At 69.5% G+C, this 17,980-nt stretch carries 23 protein-coding genes; 7 read left to right on the top strand and 16 right to left on the bottom strand.

Annotation, left to right across the window (positions count from 1 at the left end; genetic code table 11):
* Nucleotides 1–33: 33 nt before the first annotated feature.
* The 8 genes from cysE to ACZK4S_RS04685 all read right to left on the bottom strand — a co-directional run bounded on the left by cysE (nt 34) and on the right by ACZK4S_RS04685 (nt 7,036).
* On the bottom strand, nt 34–906 hold the full coding sequence (gene cysE / locus ACZK4S_RS04720) for a serine O-acetyltransferase (RefSeq protein WP_463643522.1): 873 nt from the start codon (nt 904–906) through the stop codon (nt 34–36).
* An 80-nt stretch (nt 907–986) separates the two neighbouring features.
* Complete coding sequence (locus tag ACZK4S_RS04715) at nt 987–1,598, bottom strand: response regulator (RefSeq protein WP_463643521.1); 612 nt, start codon at nt 1,596–1,598, stop codon at nt 987–989.
* Complete coding sequence (locus tag ACZK4S_RS04710) at nt 1,595–2,764, bottom strand: sensor histidine kinase (RefSeq protein WP_459397162.1); 1,170 nt, start codon at nt 2,762–2,764, stop codon at nt 1,595–1,597. Before ACZK4S_RS04710 ends, ACZK4S_RS04715 begins: the two co-directional genes overlap by 4 nt.
* Before the next feature lie 36 nt (nt 2,765–2,800).
* The gene (locus ACZK4S_RS04705; protein ID WP_459397161.1) at nt 2,801–3,562 is read right to left on the bottom strand and encodes an ABC transporter permease; all 762 of its coding nucleotides are present in this window, start codon (nt 3,560–3,562) and stop codon (nt 2,801–2,803) included.
* On the bottom strand, nt 3,559–4,272 hold the full coding sequence (locus tag ACZK4S_RS04700; RefSeq protein WP_463643520.1) for an ABC transporter ATP-binding protein: 714 nt from the start codon (nt 4,270–4,272) through the stop codon (nt 3,559–3,561). The genes ACZK4S_RS04705 and ACZK4S_RS04700 overlap by 4 nt, the downstream gene beginning before the upstream one ends.
* A gap of 92 nt (nt 4,273–4,364) precedes the next feature.
* A complete protein-coding gene (gene nhaA, locus ACZK4S_RS04695; protein WP_463643519.1) occupies nt 4,365–5,807 on the bottom strand; it encodes a Na+/H+ antiporter NhaA in 1,443 nt (480 codons plus the stop codon).
* Nucleotides 5,808–6,018: 211 nt separating this feature from the next.
* On the bottom strand, nt 6,019–6,573 hold the full coding sequence (locus ACZK4S_RS04690; RefSeq protein WP_463643518.1) for an NADPH-dependent FMN reductase: 555 nt from the start codon (nt 6,571–6,573) through the stop codon (nt 6,019–6,021).
* 82 nt (nt 6,574–6,655) lie between these two features.
* Nucleotides 6,656–7,036: a DMP19 family protein gene (locus ACZK4S_RS04685; RefSeq protein ID WP_463643517.1), complete on the bottom strand. Its 381-nt coding sequence runs from the start codon at nt 7,034–7,036 to the stop codon at nt 6,656–6,658.
* A gap of 86 nt (nt 7,037–7,122) precedes the next feature.
* On the opposite strand from ACZK4S_RS04685, the gene ACZK4S_RS04680 reads away from it, so the two are divergent.
* The 4 genes from ACZK4S_RS04680 (at nt 7,123) to ACZK4S_RS04665 (ending at nt 10,073) form a co-directional block, all read left to right on the top strand.
* Nucleotides 7,123–7,542 carry a GNAT family N-acetyltransferase gene (locus tag ACZK4S_RS04680; RefSeq protein ID WP_459397156.1) on the top strand — a complete coding sequence of 140 codons (420 nt, stop codon included), beginning with the start codon at nt 7,123–7,125 and terminating at the stop codon, nt 7,540–7,542.
* Nucleotides 7,543–7,682: 140 nt separating this feature from the next.
* The gene (locus ACZK4S_RS04675) at nt 7,683–8,255 is read left to right on the top strand and encodes an NADPH-dependent F420 reductase (protein ID WP_463643516.1); all 573 of its coding nucleotides are present in this window, start codon (nt 7,683–7,685) and stop codon (nt 8,253–8,255) included.
* A gap of 19 nt (nt 8,256–8,274) precedes the next feature.
* Nucleotides 8,275–9,291, top strand: coding sequence for an NAD-dependent epimerase/dehydratase family protein (locus ACZK4S_RS04670; protein ID WP_463643515.1), 1,017 nt, complete (start codon nt 8,275–8,277; stop codon nt 9,289–9,291).
* Nucleotides 9,288–10,073, top strand: a complete 786-nt coding sequence (locus ACZK4S_RS04665) for a YqjF family protein (RefSeq protein WP_463643514.1) — start codon at nt 9,288–9,290, stop codon at nt 10,071–10,073. Before ACZK4S_RS04670 ends, ACZK4S_RS04665 begins: the two co-directional genes overlap by 4 nt.
* Here the strand turns inward: ACZK4S_RS04665 and ACZK4S_RS04660 are convergent.
* From ACZK4S_RS04660 to ACZK4S_RS04635, 6 genes are all read right to left on the bottom strand, one after another.
* Nucleotides 9,976–10,425: a pyrimidine dimer DNA glycosylase/endonuclease V gene (locus ACZK4S_RS04660; RefSeq protein ID WP_076059793.1), complete on the bottom strand. Its 450-nt coding sequence runs from the start codon at nt 10,423–10,425 to the stop codon at nt 9,976–9,978. The two genes, ACZK4S_RS04665 and ACZK4S_RS04660, sit on opposite strands and share 98 nt — an antisense overlap.
* Before the next feature lie 3 nt (nt 10,426–10,428).
* A complete protein-coding gene (locus tag ACZK4S_RS04655; RefSeq protein ID WP_463643513.1) occupies nt 10,429–11,193 on the bottom strand; it encodes an isocitrate lyase/PEP mutase family protein in 765 nt (254 codons plus the stop codon).
* 65 nt (nt 11,194–11,258) lie between these two features.
* The gene (locus tag ACZK4S_RS04650) at nt 11,259–12,284 is read right to left on the bottom strand and encodes an NmrA family NAD(P)-binding protein (protein ID WP_463643512.1); all 1,026 of its coding nucleotides are present in this window, start codon (nt 12,282–12,284) and stop codon (nt 11,259–11,261) included.
* A gap of 5 nt (nt 12,285–12,289) precedes the next feature.
* Nucleotides 12,290–13,018: a CPBP family intramembrane glutamic endopeptidase gene (locus tag ACZK4S_RS04645; protein ID WP_076059801.1), complete on the bottom strand. Its 729-nt coding sequence runs from the start codon at nt 13,016–13,018 to the stop codon at nt 12,290–12,292.
* Nucleotides 13,019–13,064: 46 nt separating this feature from the next.
* Nucleotides 13,065–14,180: a sensor histidine kinase gene (locus ACZK4S_RS04640; protein WP_463643511.1), complete on the bottom strand. Its 1,116-nt coding sequence runs from the start codon at nt 14,178–14,180 to the stop codon at nt 13,065–13,067.
* Entirely contained in the window at nt 14,177–14,884 is a 708-nt protein-coding gene (locus ACZK4S_RS04635; RefSeq protein ID WP_463643510.1) for a response regulator, read from the bottom strand. Before ACZK4S_RS04635 ends, ACZK4S_RS04640 begins: the two co-directional genes overlap by 4 nt.
* A gap of 120 nt (nt 14,885–15,004) precedes the next feature.
* Between ACZK4S_RS04635 and ACZK4S_RS04630 the strand changes: the two genes are divergently transcribed.
* From ACZK4S_RS04630 to ACZK4S_RS04620, 3 genes are read left to right on the top strand one after another with little or no spacing between them, the layout of a single operon-like run.
* On the top strand, nt 15,005–15,307 hold the full coding sequence (locus tag ACZK4S_RS04630) for a thioredoxin domain-containing protein (protein WP_463643509.1): 303 nt from the start codon (nt 15,005–15,007) through the stop codon (nt 15,305–15,307).
* On the top strand, nt 15,307–16,239 hold the full coding sequence (locus ACZK4S_RS04625) for a cytochrome c biogenesis CcdA family protein (RefSeq protein ID WP_076059807.1): 933 nt from the start codon (nt 15,307–15,309) through the stop codon (nt 16,237–16,239). Before ACZK4S_RS04630 ends, ACZK4S_RS04625 begins: the two co-directional genes overlap by 1 nt.
* Nucleotides 16,236–16,790 carry a peroxiredoxin family protein gene (locus ACZK4S_RS04620; protein WP_076059809.1) on the top strand — a complete coding sequence of 185 codons (555 nt, stop codon included), beginning with the start codon at nt 16,236–16,238 and terminating at the stop codon, nt 16,788–16,790. The genes ACZK4S_RS04625 and ACZK4S_RS04620 overlap by 4 nt, the downstream gene beginning before the upstream one ends.
* Nucleotides 16,791–16,811: 21 nt before the next feature.
* On the opposite strand, the gene ACZK4S_RS04615 is transcribed toward ACZK4S_RS04620, so the two are convergent.
* Both ACZK4S_RS04615 and ACZK4S_RS04610 read right to left on the bottom strand, forming a co-directional pair.
* Nucleotides 16,812–17,597 carry an enoyl-CoA hydratase/isomerase family protein gene (locus ACZK4S_RS04615; protein WP_076059811.1) on the bottom strand — a complete coding sequence of 262 codons (786 nt, stop codon included), beginning with the start codon at nt 17,595–17,597 and terminating at the stop codon, nt 16,812–16,814.
* Nucleotides 17,598–17,754: 157 nt separating this feature from the next.
* Nucleotides 17,755–17,961 carry a cold-shock protein gene (locus ACZK4S_RS04610; protein ID WP_076059814.1) on the bottom strand — a complete coding sequence of 69 codons (207 nt, stop codon included), beginning with the start codon at nt 17,959–17,961 and terminating at the stop codon, nt 17,755–17,757.
* Between the last annotated feature and the right edge of the window lie 19 nt (nt 17,962–17,980).

Here is a 17,980-nt window from a genome sequence, read left to right as displayed (position 1 = left end):
GTCCGTGGGGGCGTGCGCAGCACTTCGCCGGTGTTACTCGCAGACTTCCCCGGTGGCCGACGGCTTTGCGTCGCCGTTGCCATTCCCATTGCCATTCCCGTTGCCGTTCCCGTTGCCCAGGGTCTGGATCATGTCGAACGCCGGGAGCGACGCCGGCGGCACATTGACCACCTTCGCGGGCACACCGGCGACGGTGGTGTGGGGCTCGACGTCCTTCAGCACCACTGATCCGGCACCGATCTTGGCGCACTCCCCCACCCGGATGTTGCCCAGCACCTTCGCGCCGGCGCCGATCATCACGCCGCGGCCGATCTTGGGGTGGCGGTCGCCACCCTCCTTGCCGGAGCCGCCCAGGGTCACCTCGTGCAGCATGGAGAAGTCGTCCTCCACGACGGCGGTCTCGCCGATGACGACCGACGTGGCGTGGTCGAACATGATCGATTTGCCGATCCGGGCGCCGGGGTGGATGTCGACGGCGAACGCCTCGGAGATGCGGCTCTGGAGGTACAGCGCCAGGGGCTTGCGGTCATGGGTCCAGTAGAAGTGGGCCACGCGGTAGGCCTGGATGGACTGGAAGCCCTTGAAGTACAGCAGCGGGTTGGCGTAGCCGGGGCAGGCCGGGTCCCGCGTCACGACGGCCTGCAGGTCTGCCCGGATGGCCTCCTGGATGCACTCCTGCTCGTGCAGCACGTCGTGGAAGATGTCGCGCAGGCCCAGCGCGGGCAGCGTGGGGCTGTCGAGCTTGCTGGCCAGGATGTAGGCCAGCGACTCCTCGACGTCCGGCTGGCTGAGGATGGTGGCGTGCAGGAACCCGGCCAGCAGCGGCTCGTTGTCCGCGGCCTCGCGGCATTCGCGCTTGATCGCGTCCCAGATCTGGTCATCGGGCACGAGGCGGGCGGGATCCATGACGGCCTCCTGAAGTCGGGTCGTCCCACAGGTTACCCGCAGCGCAGGCTCCGCTGAGCGTTGTTCGCCGTGGGCAATGGCTACAGGAGGCCGCGGTCGAAGGCGACCCGCACCGCCGCGGCGCGGTCCCCCACCCCGAGTTTGCCGAACACCCGCGAGAGGTGGGTCTTCAACGTCGCCTCACTGATGAACAGCCGGGCGGCCGCCTCCCTGTTCGTGCCCCCTGCCGCGACCTCCCGCAAAACCTCCAGTTCGCGCTCCGTCAACGACGTCCCGCCGCCCCTGCCGCTGAGCACGCTCAGGGCACGCGGCGTCAGCACCGGACGGCCGGCAGCTAGCTGGCGCACGGCGTCGACGAGGTCGTCGCGCGGGGTGTCCTTGAGGAGGTACCCGTCGGCGCCGGCCTCCAACGCATGCCGGATGTCCTGGTCCGTGTCGTAGGTGGTCAGCACGAGGATGCGCGGCCGGCTGGGGTGCCTGGCGCGCAGGGCGGTGATCGCGGGGACGCCGTCGCCGGCGGGCATCCTGAGGTCCATCAGCACGACGTCGGGATCGAGCTGCGCCACCAGCGCCACCGCTTCGTGACCGCCACCGGCCTGGCCGACCACCTCGATGTCGGCCGCGTGCTCGAGGATCGCCACGATGCCGTCGCGGACGATGGGATGGTCATCGGCGATCACGACGCGGATCATCGCCACCTCCCAGGGAGGGTCGCCGTCACGATGGTGCCCCGCCCGGGCGCCGAATCGACGGTGAGCTCACCGTCGGCCTCCGTGGCCCGGCCCCGCATGCCCGGCAACCCGACGCCGGAGCGCGTCGACGAGGGCTCGAAGCCGGCGCCGTCGTCGGCGATGGTGACCCGCACGTGGTCGTCCTCGTAGCCCAGCTCGATCTGCACGTTGCCGGCGTGGGCATGCTTCCGGGCGTTGGAGAGCGCCTCCTGCGTGATGCGCAGCAGCGCCGGGTCATTGGCGCTGGGGCGGGCGTCACCGTCGACGATCAGCCTGGCCTCGCCGCCCTCGGCCTGGCGCCAGGCCATCAGGAGGTCGCCCAGGGCGGAGGGCAGATCGGCCTCGTCGAGGCGCGGCGACGACAGCGCCCGCACAGCGCGGCGAGCCTCGGCCAAGGCCTTGCGTGCCGTCTCGTCGACCAGTTCGAGCCTCCGTTCCCGCTCGCCCCCGTCGTCGGTGCTGGAGAACGCCGCGAGCTGCGCGATGATCGCCACCAGGTCCTGGGCGACGGTGTCGTGGATCTCTCGGGCCAACCGAGCACGCTCCTGCGCCACGCCGGTGTCGCGGGCCTGGTGCACCAGTTCGGCCTGCAGTGCGGCGTTGGCCTCCTGCGACCGCACCAGCTCGTCGTTGGTGCGCTGCAGTTCGTCGGCGCGCTGCCGGCGGGCCTTGTCGGCGCACCCCATCGTGACGGCGATGGTGAGGTTCACCGTCAGGAACAGGGCCAGGAACAAGGGGGTGAACAGCGCCGACGGCGGCCCGCCCGTCTGGGAGACGGCGCAGACGACGGCCGTGGCCACCACCCCGGCGGTCGCCTCCCTGCCGCGGAGATGGCGCTGGGAATCCTCGTAGCCGTAGAAGGCGTACAGGCCGAACAGCGGGTTGAGCAGCACCAGCGGCACCACGACTGCGGCGTTGCCCCAGAAGGCGAACCGGGACCGCGCGGAGCGTGGCGTCTGGCTCGCCAGCAGCCAGCGGGCGGCGGCGGCCACCAGCGTCAGCGCCACGAACCAGGGCACCGTCTCCGGCCGGAAGAGCCCCGGCGCGAGGTTGACCAGCACGAGCGCCCCGGCCAGCGAGAAGCCGAGCAGGATCAGCGGGGCCACCGGCCAGTCGCGCTTGAGCATGCCTCTATCCTCCACCACCCCCTCCTCTCGTCTGCGTCACTCCCAGCGGAAAGTCTTCAGCGCCACCGCGATGCCGATCACGGCCCACACCAGGCAGACGATCACGCTGGTCGCCGGGGAGGCGACCCAGCCGGTGGCGGGGCTTGTCGAGACGCCGAACATGGCGTCGGTCATCAACTGCGTGGCGGCACCGCCAGGCATCAGGTTCGAGACGGTGGTCAGCCAGTCCGGGAACAGGGCGCGGGGGAACCACATGCCGGCGGCGAACCACTGGGTGGCGGCGACGGCGGTGCCGATGCCGCTGGCCGCCTTGGGGCTGGGGATCAGCGCGCAGAGCACCGTGCCGAGAGCGAGGAACGCCGCCGTCGACAGGACCACCGCCAGCGCGTAGCGCACCGGTTGGACGGCGCCGCCGACCCCGAAGAACAGCGGCGTCACGGCGATGATCAGGGCGGCGCCCAGGCTGAGCACCACCATCACGGCGAGGAACGCCTTGAGCAGGTTCCCCACTGTGGCGGGCGTCGTGCGCAGCCTGCGCAGGAAGCCGAGCTCGCGGTAGTCGCCCAGCACCTGCGGGAGCAGGACGAGGCCGGTCATGGAGATCACGAACATGGTCAGGGTGGGCGTGTAGGCCTGGCTGACGCTCAACCCGCCGAAGGCCTCGTTCGGCTGACGGGCGGCGGGAATGGCGGCGATCACGATGGCCGCCAGGATGGGCAGGGCCATCCAGACGACGACACCGGGGGTGCGGGCGAACATGCGCACCTCGTTGCGGAACAGGGCGACGGTGGCGTTCATGCGGCTGGTTCCTTCCAGGTCAGTTCGAGGTAGGCCTCTTCGAGGGAGCGGTGGCCCTCGGCGAGCACCGACGGAGGGGCGTCGGCGACGACCACGCCGTCGTCGATCACGAGTACGCGGTCGCAGAGGTAGCTGGCCTCCTCCATGGAGTGCGTGACCAGGATGATGGTCACGCCGGTGTCGCGCAGGGCGGTGAGATAGCGCCAGATCTCCCGGCGGGCCGACGGGTCGAGACCGGTGGTCAGTTCGTCGAGGATCGCGATGCGGGGGCGGCCGATGAGGGCCAGCGCCACCGAGAGCCGCTGCTGCTGGCCGCCGGAGAGCTGCTCGAAGCGCTTGTTGGCGTGGTCTGCGAGGCCGAAGCGGCGCAGGAGTTCGTCAGAGGGCACCGGGTCCGCGTAGAACGAGCCGAAGAGGTCGAGGGCCTCGCGCGCCCTGATCTTGGGCGGCAACTGGCACTGCTGGAGTTGCATGCCGACGAGGCTGCGGAATCCCCGGGGGTCGTCCGCGGGGTCCATGCCGTCGACTGAGATGGACCCGCCGTCGCGGCTGCGGAGGCCGCCGATGCATTCGACGGTGGTGGTCTTGCCGGCGCCGTTGGGGCCGAGGATGCCCAGGATCTCACCCTCGTCCACGCTGAGGTTGATGCCGTTCATTACGCGGTGAGGGCCGTAACTCTTGGTCAATTCGGAGACATGGATCAGTGCCATGTCTCCATCATTCCGCGGCCGGAGCCCCGGCGGATCAGCCAGGAGGATCGACGCGGGGTCATCCGATCGGATGATTCGCTGCCGCCCGGGAGTCAGTCTTCGGAGCTCGGGCCGTAGCGGCTGTCGCGCTCCTCGTCCAGGGACTCCTTGAACTCGGTTTCGACGTCGAGTTCCACCCCGTCGAGCGCGGCCATGTGGTCCATGTCGGGATCCGGGATGTCCTCGCCGTCCATGAATCCGATCACGTCTAGGTGCCAGGACAGGTCGCGTCGCTCGTCGCCCTTGATGGGCTCGGTGTCGACGTCCGGGACACCGTCGAGGTTCATGTCCGCCCGGCGCGCCATCCGGGCGTCCCGCGACAGCGCGATGGCGCCCGCGATGGCCGAGACCGCGGTGCCCAGCAGCACGCCGATCTTGGCGCCGGCGGTGTGGGTGCCGTCGGCGAACGAGAGATCCGCGATCAGCAGCGACACCGTGAAGCCCATGCCGCAGACCAGGCCGATGGGCAGGAGGTCCCTCAGCCCGATGGCGTCCGGGAGGCGCAGCGGGGTCAGCTTCGTCACCAGGGTGGTGGTGAGCAGGACGCCGGTGATCTTGCCGATGAACAGGCCCGCGACGATGGCCAGCACCACCGGCTGCAGGAGGATGTCGCCGATGCCCTCGCCTGTGATGAACGTCACGCCGGCCGCGAAGAAGGCGAAGATCGGCAGTACGAGGCCGGCGGAGTACGGCTGGAGCGCGTTGTTGATCGTGTGCGTGCGCGCCTCCTCCTCGCCGTGGATGGGGCGGGCCGGCACGCAGAAGCCGAGGATGACCCCGGCGATGGTGGCGTGCACGCCGGAGGAGTGCATGAACCACCAGGCGGCCAGGCCCAGCAGCACCAGCACCCAGCGCGGCCAGCGCCGGGTGCGCACCACGAACCAGAAGGCGACGGCGGTGGCGGCGGTGCCCAGCAGCATCAGGATGTTGAGGTCGCTGGTGTAGAACACGGCGATCACGATGATGGCCAGCAGGTCGTCCACCACCGCCAACGTCATCAGGAACATGCGCAGCGCGCGCGGCAGGCCCCGTCCGAAGACGGCCAGCACCGCGAGCGCGAAGGCGATGTCGGTGGCGGTGGGGATGGCCCAACCGTGCGCGGCGCTGGAGTCCCCGGTCAGGAGGATGACCAGCAAGAAGATGATGGCGGGCATCGCCATGCCGCCCACCGCCGCGAGGACGGGGACGGCCGCTTCCTTGAGGTTGCGGAGAGAGCCCACCACGAGGTCGTGCTTGAGTTCGACGCCGACGAGGAAGAAGAAGAGGGCGAGCAGCCCGTCAGAGGCCCAGGCCGCGAGGGGCAGGTCGAGGTGCCAGGCTTCGGGGCCGACGCGGTACTGCGACAACGCGTGATAGGCATCGGCCCACGGGGTGTTGGCCCAGATGAGCGCCACCATCGCCGCGGCGAGGAGCAGCGCTCCGCCGGTGGTCTCCCGGGTCACCCAGAGGCGGAGCCTCTCGGCCGTGGAGGGCCGTTCCATCACGTCGGTCGTCATTGATTCTCCAGTCCGTGGCGCTGGGTGATGTGCGCCAAATTACGCTTCTCACCCCGGCGGCCCTCCGGGTTGCCAATTGTTGCAGGGCACTGCAACGGTGAGAATCTACCGTCCACGCCAGATGGGGCGACGGGTGCCCCCGACGACGGAACACCCGGCGCGCCAACGCACACCGGGTGTTCTGGTTGTCGAGCTGAGGCTCGGCTGAGCCTCAGGCTGCGAGCAGCTCCTCAGCGCCGCTGAAGGTGATGAAGGCCCCGGCAAAGCCCTCGATGATCGCGCGGAGGTTCTCCGACTGGATGGTGCCGTCCTCGCGCAGGTCGCCGTCGCGGAACTGGACGAACGCCTCGGGCTGGCCCATGACCTGCATGTCGAGGTGGGCGAGCACGTTGCGCAGGTGCTGCTGAGCCATGGCGGTACCGGCGCCGCCGGGCGAGGTGCCGATGACGGCGGCGGGCTTGCCGCCCCACACCGAGGTGCCCCAGGGACGGCCGCCCCATTCAAGGGCGTTCTTCAGCGCGGCCGGCACGGTGCGGGAGTACTCGGGGGTGACGAAGATCACAGCGTCGACGTCGGCGACGGCGGCCTTGAAGTCGAGGGCGACCTGGGGGTAGTCGACATCCGCGTCACGGTTGTACAACGGCAGGTCCGCGATGTTGACCTCGACGTATTCGACACCGGTCGGCAGCACGGTGCCGATCGCCTTGGCGAGGGAGCGGTTGATGGAGGTCGACGAGAGAGAGCCGACGATGTAGCCGATGCGCATGGAAAACCTTTCGAAGTTCATTGCTAGTTGAAAGGTTAACCACTTGGCGGAGGTATGCCAAATCGGCTCAAAGGCGCGCGGTTCAGGCCTCGTCGAAGGCGTCGGGTTCCTCCGCGTACTTCGCCTCGAGCGCCTCCTGGAGCGCGGCGTCGTCGGGGATGAGGGCGTAGTAGTCGTCGTCCGCGCTCTGTTCCAGGTCCTCGAGGGCTTCCACGTCGCCGACGACCTCGGCGGACTCGGCCTCGATGCGCTTGATGAGTTCAGCCACCTGGTCCAGCCCCAGCCAGCGGTAGCCCTCCTTGGCTTCAGAGAGTTCCTCGGGGTCGATCGTCTCCACGGCGTGGAGGGCGCCCCCGTTCATCACCAGGCCGTGGAAGACCAGGGCTGCGGCGAGCGCGATGTCGCCGTCCCCCTCTCCCCCGCCGTCGAGTGCGCGGTTCCAGATTCCGTCCAGGTTGCTCATGCGCGGAATTCTAGGCGGTTGCTCCGTGGTGTCCAGTTCCGCAGTCGGCCACGAAGACTGGCCCGGGTGCTGACTACGCTTGATTCATGACGGCGATCGAGTTGACCGAGCACGACCTCCCCACCAGGGAGGAGCTCGTGACGCTCTACGACAGCGTCGGCTGGAGTGTGTACACCACAGATCCCGAACGCCTGTACGACGCGGTGAGCCGCTCGCTGCGGGTCGTGTGCGCCCGCGAGGACGGCCACCTCGTCGGCCTTGCTCGCGTCGTCGGCGACGGCCTGACCATCGTCTACCTGCAGGACATCCTCGTCGATCCCGCGCACCAGCGCAGGGGCATCGGCCGGCACCTGTTCGAGCGCGTCCTGGAACCGTTCAGCGACGTGCGCCGGCAGGTGCTCATCACCGACGACGAGCCGGGGCAACGGAACTTCTACGAGTCGCTCGGCCTCACTGAGATCGCGGAAATGGCGCACCCGATCAAGGCCTTCGTCCGCTTCGCGTGAGTCATGAGCACCTTCCCCGGGCGTGCCGTGCACCCCGGGACGGAGCTAGTCAAACCCTTCTGCCGGGCCTGGATCGGTGTTAGTTTGAGCGCATCGCCGGCCCCGCCGGCCGGCGTCGACGCCCTCCGGAAGGAACGCTCATGACCAGCATCTCCATCATCGGCACCGGCAGCATGGGACAGGCTCTCGCGAGCATGGCGAAACGGGGCGGGAACAACGTCCAGTCCATCGGCAGCGACGACACCTCCGAGGCCACCGGCGACATCGTGGTGCTCGCCGTCCCCTACCCCGCGGTCGACCAGGTCCTCACCCAGCGGGGCGCCAGTTTCGCCGGCAAGATCGTCGTCGACATCACCAACCCGGTGGACTTCGAGACCTTCGATTCCCTCACCGTGCCGGCGGACGGCTCCGCGGCGGCGGAGATCGCCCGCAAGCTGCCGGAATCGCGGGTGCTCAAGGCGTTCAACACCACCTTCGCCGCCACCTTGGCCAAGGGAAAGGTGGGCGACCTCACCACCACGGTGCTGATCGCCGGCGACGATGCCGATGCCAAGGCCAAGCTCGCAGAGGTGGTGAGATCCGGTGGGCTCAACGCGATCGACGCGGGCAGCCTGAAGCGCGCCCGCGAACTCGAGTCGATGGGCTTCCTCCAGATCACCCTCGCTGCCGCCGAGAAGTTGCCGTGGACCGCGGGCTTCGCCGTCGTCTCCTGAGGGTGGGTGACGCCGCAAGATGAAGTTACTGATCCTGGGAGGCACCGGATTCCTCGGCCGCGCCGTCGTGGCGGAAGCGCTACTGAAGGGCTGCGACGTGACCTGCCTGGCCCGCGGCAACGGACCGGTGCCTCGCGGGGCCGAACTGGTGCGTGCGGATCGGAACGACGACGACGCGCTGTCGGTCGTTTCCTCCGCGGGTTGGGACGCCGCGATTGACCTGTCGAGCCATCCGGGCCACGCCCGCCGGGCCGCCCGCGACCTGGACGCGCGCAGGTGGGTGTTCGTTTCGACGGGCAGTGTCTACACGCGGTTCGATTCGCCTGAGCAGGACGAGGCTGCGGAGGTCCACGCGCCCCTCGAGGCGGACAGGATGACGGAGATGACGGAGTACGGGCCGGCGAAGGTCGCCTGCGAGGAGGCCTACCGACGGCGCTCCCCCAACCACACCATCATCAGGGCCGGCCTGATCGGCGGCGAGGGTGACTGGTCCGGCCGCTCCGGCTACTACCCGTGGCGCTTCGCCCATCCCACCGGCCCTGACGTGCTCGTGCCGGATCCCACTTTCCCGACAGCACTCATGGACGTGCGCGACCTGGCGGACTGGATCGTGCACTGCACCGCCCACCCGGTGAACGGCACTTTCAACGCCGCAGGGGTGAGCACGACGCTGGCGGAGGTGTACGAACTGTCCCGCGACATCTCTGGCAGCCCCGCGGTCCCGCGGGTGGTGGACGACGCCACCCTCGTCGAAGCCGGCATCGCGCCGTGGGCCGGGCCCCGATCACTCCCCCTCTGGGTGGACGACCCGGCCTGGCGCTACGCGGCGACACTCGACAGCCAGAAGGCCCGTGGCCACGGCCTGCGCACACGGCCCCTCCGCGAGACGCTCGCGGCCGCCCTCGCTTATGAGGACATCCGCACCGAGCCCCGACGCGCCGGCTTGACCGACGAGGAGGAGCTCGCGCTGCGCGAGTTCCTCGACGGGACATCTCAGGACGCCGCCCACCGGTACCGCGAAGGAACGCAGCCATGAGTGGCCGCCTGCCGGACAAGCCCCTCCACGCCCCCGTGAACCTCCAGGACTGGCAGGACACGACGTTCCTGCACTGGGCCTATCCGCCGGATCTGGTGCAGCGGCTCCTGCCCCAGGGCCTGCGCGTCCAGCAGTGGGGCGGCATCACCTGGATAGGCGTCATCCCGTTCCGGATGGCCAACGTGCGCGGCCCGGGCATGCCGGTGGTCCCCGGCTGGAAGGCCTTCGCCGAACTCAACGTCCGCGCCTACGTGACGGCGCCCGACGGCAGCGAAGGCATCTGGTTCCTGGGGATGCTGGTGGCACGTTCCTCGTTCGCGTTGGCGCTGCGGACGATCGGCCTGCCCTACTGGGTCTCGAACTCGGAGGTACGGACGGCGTGGCCCCGGATCGACTACCGCTTCGGCGCCCCGGGGCTCCTCGGCCCGCGGGTCAAGGACTGGTTCACCGCCACCGTCGAGGTGGGAGCACCGCTGACGGAGAAGGAGCGCACCCCGCTGGTGGACACCCTCACGGGGCGGTTCACCGCGTTCCACCGCCGCGGCATCATGTGGCAGACGCCCGTGGAGCACCAGCCGTGGCCGCTGCACCACGCATCCGTCGACGGCGAGCTCACCGCGCCACTGCGCTGGGTGGGGCTGCCGGAGCCGGACAGCCCGCCCATGATCCAGTCGTCGCCGGGCGTCAACGTGAAGCTGGCGAGCCTGCGGCCCGCTCCCATGCTTCGACTCCCCCATGCACCACCCGGAAGAGCCTATGCACCGTCGGCTGCACGCCAGTGAGGCTGCGGTGCACCTCGGGGCTGCGGGCCGCGAGCTTCGCCAGTAGGTGCTCCCATTCGAACGCCACCTGGCCGTCGGTGACGTCGATCACGTCAGCCGTGCGGGGCACGTCGAGGATCCGCGTGCGGTCAAAGGTGTAGCCGCGCTCAGTGGCGGCGTCGGCGATGCCGTCGAGAAAGGCCGCCATCGCCGACAACGGTTCGGCGGTGGACCGGAACCGCACGAGTTGTGGATGGTGCACGTAGCCCTTAGTGCCGCCGGCCAGCACCTTCTGCGCGAGGAGCGCCTCCCGCCACGCGGCGGTGAGGCCCTGCCTGTCGAGCAGCGAGGGGGTGAGGGACCAGAGTCGCATGCGTCAGGCGCGCCAGTTGGCCAGCGTGGCCGCCGACTGCTCGGCCAACGACAGCTGCCACAACGGCCCGAAGGTGACGCGTCGGACGCCGAGCCGCGTGAGCGCCGCGAGGTCGCCCGCGCCGTGCCCCTTCACCGGATGGGCGGTCACGTTGACCGGCACCCGGACGGCCCGGACCAGGCGGGTGACCTGGTCTGCGGTGGTCAGCCCGACGGGATACACGGCCCGCGCGCCGGCCTGTTCGAGCAGCCTGACGCGCTCGACGGCCTCCTCGATGGGATCCTCGAAGCGGTCACCCAGCTTCGCGGCATCGGTGCGACCGTTGATGACGAAGGCGACCCCGGCCTCGTCCGCGGCCGCGCGGGCAGCGGCGATGTAGTCGGCGTGTTCCTGGCGGTCCCGGAGGCGCTTGCCCTCCGAATGCACCACGTCCTCGATGTTGGCCCCCACCGCGCCCACCTCGAGGAGCCGCGTGATGAGCTCCGCGGGATCCAGCCCGTAGCCGGATTCCACATCGGCGCTGACGGGCACGTCGACCTTGTCGACGATGCGCTTGACCACGGCCAGGTACTCGGCGAAGGACATCTGCTCACCGTCGGCGCTCCCGATCGCGTAGGAGACGGGGTGGCTTCCGACGGTCAGCGCCTCGAAACCGGCGTCGACGGCGACGCGGGCGCTCCAGGTGTCCCACACCGTGGGCAGGACAAGGGTGCGGCCGGATTCGTGGGCGTCGGCCAGTTGCTGGGCTAGGACGGTGACGTCGGGCATGGTGAACCTCCTGAGTTCTCGTGTCCACCCTATGCGGGGGCTACACCGGCCGGGTGCTTTCCGGTTCAGGCCCGCCGACGCAGCCCGAGGAACGCTGCGGCCACGAGGACTGCGAGGGCTGCGGCCACCGCCGCGACGTTCCGCAGGGTGTGGTCCGCCGGGGCCTCCACCATGGCGGCGCGCACGGCGTCGTCGAAGTCGGTGAGGCCGCCGTCGGGTGCGGGCACGTAGCTGTCGATGTCGTTCTCCCGGCAGAAGACCTCATGGACGAGACTGCCGATCAGGGGCTTGGCCACCCCCACATCGAGGGGGGTCACCAGTCCGATCCAGAGGCTGGCGAGGTGCGGGGTCAGGACCGGCAGCGTCACGATGAGTCGGTGCCGGAGGCCCGTCACCGCCGAGAACCGCTGCAGCATGTCGGCGTAGGTGAGTACCTCGGGGCCGCCGACGTCGAAGGTGCGGTTCACGTCATCGGGCAGGTCGGCGGCGCCCACGAGGTAGTGGAGGACGTCGTCGATGGCGATCGGCTGGATGCGGTTGTTCAGCCACTTCGGAGCCACCATCACCGGGAGGCGTTCCGCGAGATAGCGGAGCATGTCGAAGGACACCGACCCGTTGCCGACGACGACGGCGGCCTGGATGACGGCCGTGGGCACTCCGGACGCCAGGAGGATGTCGCCCACCTCCACGCGGGACGCGAGGTGCGGTGACAGTTCACCGTCGGGGTGGAGACCGCTGAGGTAGACGATGCGGCGCACGCCCGCCCGGGCCGCCGCGTCGCCGAACGTCTGGGCCAGGGCCCGGTCGCGCGCCGCGAAGTCATCGGCCTGACCCATCGAGTGGATGAGGTAGTAGGCCGTCTGCACTCCCTCGAACGCGGTGGCGAGGTCGTCGGCGGAGTCCGCGTCACCTTCGATGACCTCCACGCGTTGTCCCCAGCCCCGCTGTTCGATGCCTTCCTTGTGGCGGGTGAGCACGCGCACCCGCCACCCCTCGTCGAGGAGGCGTTGGGTGAGGAGGCCGCCGATGTAGCCGGTGGCGCCGGTCACGAGCGCGGTGCGGTCTGCGGGTGGGGACGCTTCGGTGGTCATGTCGGTTACCTCGAGATCTGTAGGACGGTGGGGAGCAGCAGGAGCATGCCGGTGGACCAGGTGATGTGCGTGATGATGGGCGCGAGCACGCCGCCGGTGACGCGGCGCTGCAGCGCGGTCACGAACCCCAGCACGGCGGCTGCCAGCACGAGCAACGGCACGCCGGAGCCGATGGTGGTCAGGGTGTAGAGCACGGTTGTGCCCGCGACGGCATGGCGCGGGGCGAAGGCCGAGAAGAGGGCGCCGCGGAAGTACAACTCCTCCACGACCCCGTTGAGCAGCGTGAGGGCGAGCACGATGGGCAGCGACCCGTAGCGGGCGTGGTCGAGCAGGTCGTCCACGGGCTCCCGCAGTAGGGGGATGCCCGCGACGACCGCTGCGCCGGCGAGGAAGAGGACCACGAGCAGTGCCCCGAGCGCGAAGGGTTGGATGACGGGGGTGGTCACGCCGCCGGCGCGGGTGCGGGCCGAACCCAGGCGCAGCGGCCCCGCCAACAACGCCCCGACGCCCCAGATCGCCGCGAGCCCGAGCGCCGCCGGGTAGAAGAGCTCGTCGCCGGCCTCAATGCGCAGGGTCGCCGCCAGCGCGATGGTGCCGACCGCGTAGCCGAGCCCCGCGACGACGCGGCGGCGCCGCAGCACCTGGGGTTCTTCCACGACGTGGGCCGTGACCGGCTCCGCCAGGGAGGCGCGCAGGAAGTCGCGCAGTTCGGTGATGACTGCCGCGTGCCACATGAGCGCCAGTCTGCCACCCGTCGGTGCGTCGGTCAGGTGGCCGCAGTCAATTCCCGCCGGCGGCCGCCAGGGTGAGCGTGAATGTGCACCCCTGTCCCGGCCCGGGGCTGGTCGCGGTCAGCGACCCGCCGTGGGCAAGCGCGAGGCTCCGGGCGATGGTGAGCCCGATGCCGGAACCAGCCGCATCGCGGCCCCGGGCCGTGTCCGTCCGGTAGAAACGGTCGAACACCTTGGCCAACTGGTCGGGCGTGAGCCCGTCTCCGGTGTCGGTGACCCGGATCTGGACATTGCCGGGGAGCACGGCCGTCGAGATGGTGACGTGCCCGCCGGCTGCGGTGTGTCGCAGTGCGTTGCCCAGCAGGTTGGCGAGGATCTGTCCCACCCTCTGCGCATCGGCCAGGACGACGGCGGTGGTGTCGTCAGCGACCAAGGCGACTCCCTTCTCCTCGAACCTGTGCGCCAGTGAAACGACGGCGGCGGCCACCAGGTCCCGGACCGCCTGGGGCTGCGTTTCGAGGGTGAAGCGGCCCTCCTCGGCACGGGACACATCGTCGAGATCGGCTGCGATCTGCCGCAGGCGCGACGCCTGCAGCGCGAGGAGGTCCTGGCTCGCGCCGTCCCACGGGACCACGCCGTCGCTGAGCGCCTCCAACTCGGCCGTCAGCGTCGCCAGCGGCGTCCGGAGTTCGTGGGCGACATCGGAGAGGAGCCGTCGACGGCTGGCCTCGACGGAATCCAGGCGTCCGGCCATCGCGTTGAAGGCCTCAGCCACGGCGTCGAACTCGCGGCTGGTGCCGCCGATGGGGACCCGGGCCTGGTAATCCCCCACCTCCAGGCGTTCGCTGGCCGCGGTGAGTTCGTCGAGGGGCCGCCGCAGCCTGCGGGTCTCCAGCCAGGCCAGACCGGTCGCCACGCCCAGCGCAACCAGGAACCCTGCTCCCAGGGACGCCAGCCCGGCTTCCATGAACGCCTGCTCGACGTGCCTCATCTCGGGGACCCCCTCGGTGTGTCCGAGTTGGAGGAGGTGTCCGTGGAAGAGGGGCGGCCCGACGACCGCGGCCACGAGTGCCGCGGCGAGGAGCCCCGCTGTGACCACCATCGCCTGGGTGAGGAAAGCACGGGTTCCCCACCGCAGACGTCCGAGCACCGCGGCCCTGCTCATCCCTGCCCCATCCGGTAGCCGACGCCGCGGATGGTGAGGAGGTATCGGGGCTCGCCCGGTGGATCAGCGAGCTTCTTGCGCAGGTTCGCCACGTGGACGTCGACCACATGCTCATCACCCACCCACGAGGGGCCCCACACCTCATCGATGATCTGCCGGCGACTCATGGCCAGGTGGGGTCGCGCCGAAAGGGCATCGAGGATGTCGAATTCTGTGCGGGTCAGGGGCACCTCCTCACCCGCCACCGACGCCTCCCGGCCGTCACTGTCGATTCGGAGCGCACCGAAGGTCCGGGTCTCGGATGCTTCCGCCGTCGGCACCGGGGCACGGCGCGGTCTGCGGAGCACTGCGTTGACCCTGGCCACCACTTCGCGGGGGCTGAACGGCTTGGTGACGTAGTCGTCGGCACCTACCGAAAGACCGATCAACTTGTCCACCTCGTCGGTGCGGGCCGTGAGCATCAGGATGTAGCAGTCAGAGAAGGTACGTACCTCGCGGCACACCTCGATGCCGTCCAGCCCGGGCAGCCCGAGGTCGAGGATGATGACGTCCGGGTCCAGCGCCCGCGCCCTCGACACCGCCTCCGGCCCGGTGTGGGCGAGAAACGTCGCGAAGCCGGCACGGTCGAGGTAGGACGCGACGATGCCGGCGAGCGCACGTTCGTCGTCCACGATCAGGATCTGCGGGGTTCCCGGGTTCGTCATGCGGCCATTATCCGGGTCATGATCCTCCCGCCATGTAATTGAGCGCACCCACCAGTTTCCTTGATCGGACCTTGACCTCTCCTGAGCCGATTCCTGACCTCGTGAGGCGACTCTGGAGGGGTGAGAGAGACAGCACTGACCGCAGCGCCGCGAGCCGGCACCGAACCGGCCGAGGTGATCCTGGTCACGGCCCCCGCCTGCCACTTCTGCGACGACGCCCACGCGCGGCTCCGGGACCTGCAGGATGTGGGCCTCTTGCGCCTCAGGACGGTGGCCGCCGATTCCGACGAAGGTGCCGCGCTCATCGCCGCGCACAGGCCCGCCATGTTCCCGCTCACGCTGGTAGAGGGACGGCGGTTCCACGACGGGCGGATCCCGCGCGGCAAACTGGCGCGCCTCGTCACCGAACTGGAGGCCCGCTGATGGGCGCCGATCTCCTGGGTGCAGGGGGCATCCTGGCAGCATTCCTCGCCGGGGGTGTGGCTCTGTTCGCTCCCTGCTGCATCGTCTTCCTCGCCCCCAGTTACCTCGCCGCCGCGGCGAAGAACCGACGGTGGCGTCTACTCCCCCTCACGTTCGTGTTCGCGGCCGGACTGGCCGCCGTGTTGGTGCCCATCACGATGGGCGTCAGCATCATCGCCGGCGCCATCGCGAAATACCACGTGGTGCTCTACTGGGCGGGCGGCCTCCTGATGATCGGGCTGGGCGCGCTGGCCCTGTCGGGTGCCATGTGGTCGATGCCCTCGTTCCTGCGGGCGCCGGACACCGCACGCGGCGACACCGGCACCTTCTTCAGTCTCGGCGTCTTCTCCGGAATCGCCTCGAGTTGTTGTGCCCCGGTTCTCGCCGGCGTCATGACGCTGTCGGCCCTCTCCGGCTCGGCTGCCGGGGGGCTCCTGCTGGGCGCCGCCTACGTGTTCGGCATGGTCATCCCCCTCTTCGTCATGGCGTTGCTCTGGGACAAGCGACCGGAGGGCATGCGTCGCCTCAGGGCGCGGCCGGTGAAGCTGTCGCTGGGTCGGCTCAGCTACTCCACGAACACGGTGAATCTGCTCGTGGCGACCGGTTTCGTCATCATGGGCGTCCTGGTCATCGGGCAGGCCGGCGCGGACGACATGACCGGGGGCGATGCGCCCCTGCTCGGGTTCGGCGCCTGGCTGAGCGACAGCTTCGCGTGGCTCGTTGCAGTCACCGCGCCCGTTCCGGAGGCGATCCTCGGACTGGGCCTGCTCGCGCTCGTGTCCCTCTTCGTGGTCGCCACTCTGCGCGACCGCACCCGGCGCCGCGACACCGTCGCGGCGGCCCATGACTGCTGCCCGGCCGAACCGGCCACGTCTTCGAAGGAGCTCCGATGAAGGACCCCAGGCTCGTCTGGATCAGGGCGCTCGGCGCGCTGACCACCGTCGTCATCCTCGCCGTCACCGGCTACGGCCTGTGGACCGCCGTCCCGGAATCCGGCGACACGGAGCACCGGGCGCCGGACTTCACCCTCGCCACGACGGCGGGCGAGAGCGTCACGCTCAGCGAACTGCGCCCCAGCCCCGTGATCCTGTACTTCAACGAGGGGGCAGGCTGCGCGTCCTGCACGATGCAGATGGCGGAGATCGAGAAGCACGCGGGCTTCGCCGAGGCCGGCATCAGGGTGCTGCCCATCGTGATGAACACGGCTGAGCAGATCCAGGCCGACATGGACCAGTTCGGTGTCACAACGCCGTTCCTCCTGGATGACGGGAAGGTGTCGAAGGCCTACGACGTCCTCGACAAGGGCATGCACCCGGGCCTGCCCGGCCACGGCTTCGTGCTCATCGACGGCGACGGGGTACAGCGGTGGTACGGCAACTACCCGTCGATGTGGCTCGCTCCCCAGGACCTCCTCGACGAAGCGGTCAGCCGTCTCAAGAGCTGAACCGTCCGAACAGCGGGCCGGTCACGAACCGCGCGTCGCCCGCTCCGTCTTGGCCTGCAGGAACGCGTTGATCCGGTCCCGCGCCTCGTCCGTACCGAAGCTGGCCGCTATGGTGCGGGCCTCCTCGTCCAGTTGATCCGCGAAGGACCGCGAGCACGATGACCGGATGAGGCGCTTCGCCTCGCCGTAGGCACTGGCCGCGCCGTCCAGCCAGCTCCGGGCGACGGCGTGGGCGCGGGTGGCGTATCCCTCGCCCCGCACCACTTCTGCAACCAGGCCCCAGCACTGCGCTTCTTCGGCGGTGAGCATGCGGTCTGACAACACGAGTTGCAGCGCGCGACGGGTGCCGACGGCGCGGGACAACTGCGCGGTGACGGAAAGGTCAGGGGTGAGGCCGATGTTCGCGTAGCGGCTTCCAATCCGGGCTCCGGCGGCGGCCACCACGTAGTCGGAGCTGAGCAGCACGCCCAGTCCGCCTCCGGCCGTCACGCCGTGGACCGCAGCCACCACAGGGATGCTCGACTCGGTCAGGGCCCTGATCCCCCGGTTGATGGTGTGCGCCAACTCCTCCAGATCCGACGGCGAGCCCATGGTCGTGGCCATGTCGATGACGTCCCCGCCCGCGCAGAAGCCGGGACCGGCCCCGTCGATCAGGATGGCCCCGACGTCGCTGCGTGAGGTTATGTCGACCGTCGCCTTCTCCCAGGCGCGGGCGAGATCAGCGTTGAAGGCGTTGAGCCGCTCAGGGCGGTTGAGGGTGAGATGGGCCAGGCCATCGTCGATTGAGACCAGGAGAGGATCTGTCACGGCACGCTCCTTTGCGTCGGATCCTGGATCAACCCTAGACCCACGTGGGTCAAGGGACTTTGAGGCGGTGTCGCAACCTTCCGGTGGGGAGACGGATGGAATAACAAAGGGCCGCTGCCTCCATTTCTGGAGGCAACGGCCCTTTGAGCTCTAAGCGTCAGCGAAGGACGGTGACGTTCGAGGCCTGGAGACCCTTGGGACCCTGCTCGACGTCGTACTCGACCTTCTCTCCTTCTTCTACCGACCGGTAGCCCGTGGACTTGATGGCCGAGAAGTGCACGAATACATCTTCCGACTTGTCGTCGGGTGCAATGAACCCGAAGCCCTTCTCACCGTTGAACCACTTGACCGTACCTGTAGCCATGACTTAAGCCCTTCTGGCT

It is taken from the genome of Tessaracoccus zhenghani (assembly GCF_055326325.1).
This window is presented reverse-complemented; position numbering and strand designations above follow the sequence as displayed.

What these genes read in the sequence shown, in the direction of transcription:
- ACZK4S_RS04715 (WP_463643521.1), bottom strand. Translation starts at nt 1,598, where the DNA reads ATGATCCGCGTCGTGATCGCCGATGACCATCCCATCGTCCGCGACGGC.
- ACZK4S_RS04665 (WP_463643514.1), top strand. Translation starts at nt 9,288, where the DNA reads ATGAGTGGCCGCCTGCCGGACAAGCCCCTCCACGCCCCCGTGAACCTC.
- ACZK4S_RS04650 (WP_463643512.1), bottom strand. Translation starts at nt 12,284, where the DNA reads ATGACCACCGAAGCGTCCCCACCCGCAGACCGCACCGCGCTCGTGACC.
- ACZK4S_RS04710 (WP_459397162.1), bottom strand. Translation starts at nt 2,764, where the DNA reads ATGCTCAAGCGCGACTGGCCGGTGGCCCCGCTGATCCTGCTCGGCTTC.
- ACZK4S_RS04700 (WP_463643520.1), bottom strand. Translation starts at nt 4,272, where the DNA reads ATGGCACTGATCCATGTCTCCGAATTGACCAAGAGTTACGGCCCTCAC.
- ACZK4S_RS04640 (WP_463643511.1), bottom strand. Translation starts at nt 14,180, where the DNA reads ATGAGCAGGGCCGCGGTGCTCGGACGTCTGCGGTGGGGAACCCGTGCT.
- ACZK4S_RS04685 (WP_463643517.1), bottom strand. Translation starts at nt 7,036, where the DNA reads ATGAGCAACCTGGACGGAATCTGGAACCGCGCACTCGACGGCGGGGGA.
- ACZK4S_RS04610 (WP_076059814.1), bottom strand. Translation starts at nt 17,961, where the DNA reads ATGGCTACAGGTACGGTCAAGTGGTTCAACGGTGAGAAGGGCTTCGGG.
- ACZK4S_RS04660 (WP_076059793.1), bottom strand. Translation starts at nt 10,425, where the DNA reads ATGCGACTCTGGTCCCTCACCCCCTCGCTGCTCGACAGGCAGGGCCTC.
- ACZK4S_RS04690 (WP_463643518.1), bottom strand. Translation starts at nt 6,573, where the DNA reads ATGCGCATCGGCTACATCGTCGGCTCTCTCTCGTCGACCTCCATCAAC.
- ACZK4S_RS04680 (WP_459397156.1), top strand. Translation starts at nt 7,123, where the DNA reads ATGACGGCGATCGAGTTGACCGAGCACGACCTCCCCACCAGGGAGGAG.
- ACZK4S_RS04705 (WP_459397161.1), bottom strand. Translation starts at nt 3,562, where the DNA reads ATGAACGCCACCGTCGCCCTGTTCCGCAACGAGGTGCGCATGTTCGCC.
- ACZK4S_RS04620 (WP_076059809.1), top strand. Translation starts at nt 16,236, where the DNA reads ATGAAGGACCCCAGGCTCGTCTGGATCAGGGCGCTCGGCGCGCTGACC.
- ACZK4S_RS04645 (WP_076059801.1), bottom strand. Translation starts at nt 13,018, where the DNA reads ATGTGGCACGCGGCAGTCATCACCGAACTGCGCGACTTCCTGCGCGCC.
- ACZK4S_RS04655 (WP_463643513.1), bottom strand. Translation starts at nt 11,193, where the DNA reads ATGCCCGACGTCACCGTCCTAGCCCAGCAACTGGCCGACGCCCACGAA.
- nhaA (WP_463643519.1), bottom strand. Translation starts at nt 5,807, where the DNA reads ATGACGACCGACGTGATGGAACGGCCCTCCACGGCCGAGAGGCTCCGC.
- ACZK4S_RS04635 (WP_463643510.1), bottom strand. Translation starts at nt 14,884, where the DNA reads ATGACGAACCCGGGAACCCCGCAGATCCTGATCGTGGACGACGAACGT.
- ACZK4S_RS04670 (WP_463643515.1), top strand. Translation starts at nt 8,275, where the DNA reads ATGAAGTTACTGATCCTGGGAGGCACCGGATTCCTCGGCCGCGCCGTC.
- ACZK4S_RS04675 (WP_463643516.1), top strand. Translation starts at nt 7,683, where the DNA reads ATGACCAGCATCTCCATCATCGGCACCGGCAGCATGGGACAGGCTCTC.
- ACZK4S_RS04625 (WP_076059807.1), top strand. Translation starts at nt 15,307, where the DNA reads ATGGGCGCCGATCTCCTGGGTGCAGGGGGCATCCTGGCAGCATTCCTC.
- cysE (WP_463643522.1), bottom strand. Translation starts at nt 906, where the DNA reads ATGGATCCCGCCCGCCTCGTGCCCGATGACCAGATCTGGGACGCGATC.